The 2,283-nt window shown below is 75.5% G+C and carries 3 protein-coding genes and 1 pseudogene; 3 read left to right on the top strand and 1 reads right to left on the bottom strand.

All coding sequences use genetic code 11. From position 1 onward, the window contains the following. Positions 1–115, bottom strand: a pseudogene (locus ABD308_RS26265) (XRE family transcriptional regulator); the annotation flags it as partial. Positions 116–215: 100 nt separating this feature from the next. Here ABD308_RS26265 and map point away from each other — a divergent pair. The 3 genes from map to ABD308_RS26250 all read left to right on the top strand — a co-directional run. Continuing rightward, entirely contained in the window at positions 216–983 is a 768-nt protein-coding gene (gene map / locus ABD308_RS26260) for a type I methionyl aminopeptidase (RefSeq protein ID WP_344339204.1), read from the top strand. A 165-nt stretch (positions 984–1,148) separates the two neighbouring features. After that, the gene (locus ABD308_RS26255; RefSeq protein WP_344339202.1) at positions 1,149–2,078 is read left to right on the top strand and encodes a universal stress protein; all 930 of its coding nucleotides are present in this window, start codon (positions 1,149–1,151) and stop codon (positions 2,076–2,078) included. Then, positions 2,071–2,283, top strand: a 213-nt coding sequence (locus ABD308_RS26250) for a universal stress protein (protein ID WP_344339200.1), incomplete at its 3' end; no start/stop codon positions are given. The genes ABD308_RS26255 and ABD308_RS26250, both read left to right, overlap by 8 nt.

Genomic DNA, 2,283 nt, shown 5'->3' with positions numbered 1-2,283 from the left:
CCCCGGCGGCCGCCGCCACCTCGACCATGCTGCGCCCGCCCCGCGCCTCGCGCAGCAGCGCGCCGAAGCGCTCCCCGCGCTCGCGTTCCCCGGGGGTCAGCGGAGTCCTCACCATGCCCCCGATGGTAGGCCACGGGGCTCCAGTCGCTCCCCCTCACACCGACCGTGATACAAATACCGGTATAAGAATTGGAGACGGCCGGTCGGAGGACCTCATGGTGGAGCTCAAGTCGGAGGCGGCGCTGTCCGCGATGCGGGAGGCCGGACGGGTGGTCGCCACGGCGCTGGCGGCGGTGGAACGGGCCGCCGGCGTCGGGGTGAGCCTGCTGGAACTGGACGAGGTGGCCCGCGAGGCGCTGCGCGAGGCGGGGGCCACCTCGCCGTTCCTCGGCTACCGCCCCTCCTTCGCCCCGGTGCCGTTCCCGGCCGTCATCTGCGCCTCCGTCAACGACGCCGTGGTGCACGGCATCCCCGACGGCTACCGGCTGCGCGACGGCGACCTGGTGAGCATCGACTGCGGCGCCGTCCTGGACGGCTGGGCGGGCGACGCCGCCGTCAGCTTCACCGTCGGCACACCCCGCGCCGAGGACCTCCGCCTGATCGACACCACCCGCCGCGCCCTGGAGGCGGGCATCGCCGCCGCCGTGGCCGGCCACCGCACCGGCGACATCGCCCACGCCATCGGCACCGTCGCCCGCGGCGCGGGCTACGGCCTGCTCGAAGGCTTCGGCGGCCACGGCATCGGCCGCCGCATGCACGAGGACCCGCACCTCCCCAACGAGGGCCGCCCCGGCCGTGGCTTCCCGCTGAAGCCCGGCCTGGTCCTGGCCATCGAACCCATGCTCATCGCCGGCGGCACCGACACCCACACCACCGACCCCGACGGCTGGACCCTGCGCACCACCGACACCACCCGAGCCGCCCACATCGAACACACCGTCGCCGTCACCGAATCCGGCCCCCGCGTCCTCACCCTCCCCTGAGCGCGGCGAAGAGGGCCTCCCGGACCGCCCGGGCGCCGGGACCGTCGGTCGGGTTGCGGGGACCTTGGACCCTGGGTGTGCTGGTCGGGAGCGGGAAGGGTGAGGGGTGCGGCCGGGCCTCCACCCCGTCCGGCCGCGTCACGTTCGCAACTGTCGGAGGTCGTCATGCCAAGGTCCGTCGTCGTCGGTGTCGATGGTTCGCCCGAGAGCCTTGCCGCGCTGGACTGGGCGGCGGAGGAGGCGGCGCGACGCGGGACGCCGTTGAAGGTGGTGCTGGCGTGGCCGCCCGTGGTGACGCCGCTGTCGGTGCTCGGCACGGTGGACCTGGCGCGGCGGCAGGCGGACGTCACGCTGCGGGAGGCCGAGCTGCGGGTGAAGGAGCGGTGGCCCGAGCTGGTCGTCCAGGCCGTGCAGGTGCCCAACGATCCGGTGCGGGCGCTGGTGGACGAGGTGAGCGGGGCACAGGAGCCGGACGGCGCCCCGGCGGAGCTGCTGGTGCTGGGCTCGCGCGGGTTCGGCGCGGTGGCCGGGTTCCTGGTCGGGTCGGTGAGCCAACGGGTCCTCACCCGGACGGACTGCCCGGTGGTGCTGGTGCGCCGGGGCGAGGAGCAGGGTGAGGAGGGCGAGGACGCCGCCCGCGAGGTGGTGGCCGGCGTCGACCCGTTCGAGGGCGCCGACGCGGTGCTCGCCCACGCCTTCGAGGTGGCGGAGCGGCGCGGACTGCCGGTGCGGGCCGTCTACTCCTGGACGCTGCCGGCGACGTACCAGTACGCGGGCATCGCGGCCAGCGTCGACGTGACCGGCGAGATGCTGGTGTACGCCAAGGGCGAGCTGGCCCGGGTGGTCAAGCCGTGGCGGGAGAAGCACCCGGGGGTGGAGGTGGTCGAGGAGGCCGTGAACGCCCGCCCGGCCAAGGTGCTCGCCGACCGTGCGGTGGGCGCGGAGCTGGTGGTGATCGGGCGGCGGATCCGCCGCTCGCCGCTGGGCGCGCACCTCGGCGCCGTCGCGCACGCCGTCCTGCACCACGTGCCCTGCCCGGTCGCGGTCGTGCCCTACGAGCGCCAGGACGGCAAGCAGGAGGCCGGCGATGCGTGACCGGGTGCTGGTGGGAGTCGACGGTTCGGAGGCGAGCCTGGCCGCCGTGGACGTCGCGGCCCGCGAGGCGCGGCTGCGCGGCACCGGCCTGCGGATCGTGCACGCGTTCATCTGGCCGCTGATGCACGTCCCGCTCGGCCCGGCGCAGGACGGCCCGTCCGAGGGCGGGCTGCGGCACCAGGCGGAGGGCTTCCTGGCGGACGCC

The organism is Kitasatospora putterlickiae (assembly GCF_039527695.1).
In the GTDB taxonomy this organism is placed as follows: Bacteria; Actinomycetota; Actinomycetes; order Streptomycetales; family Streptomycetaceae; genus Kitasatospora; species Kitasatospora putterlickiae.
The sequence above is the reverse complement of the archived record's forward strand: the minus strand, read 5'-3'. Positions and strand labels throughout refer to the sequence as shown.

Bases quoted from the DNA above. Each gene is read 5' to 3' on its own strand.
- map (WP_344339204.1), top strand. From the start codon at position 216: ATGGTGGAGCTCAAGTCGGAGGCGGCGCTGTCCGCGATGCGGGAGGCC.
- ABD308_RS26255 (WP_344339202.1), top strand. From the start codon at position 1,149: ATGCCAAGGTCCGTCGTCGTCGGTGTCGATGGTTCGCCCGAGAGCCTT.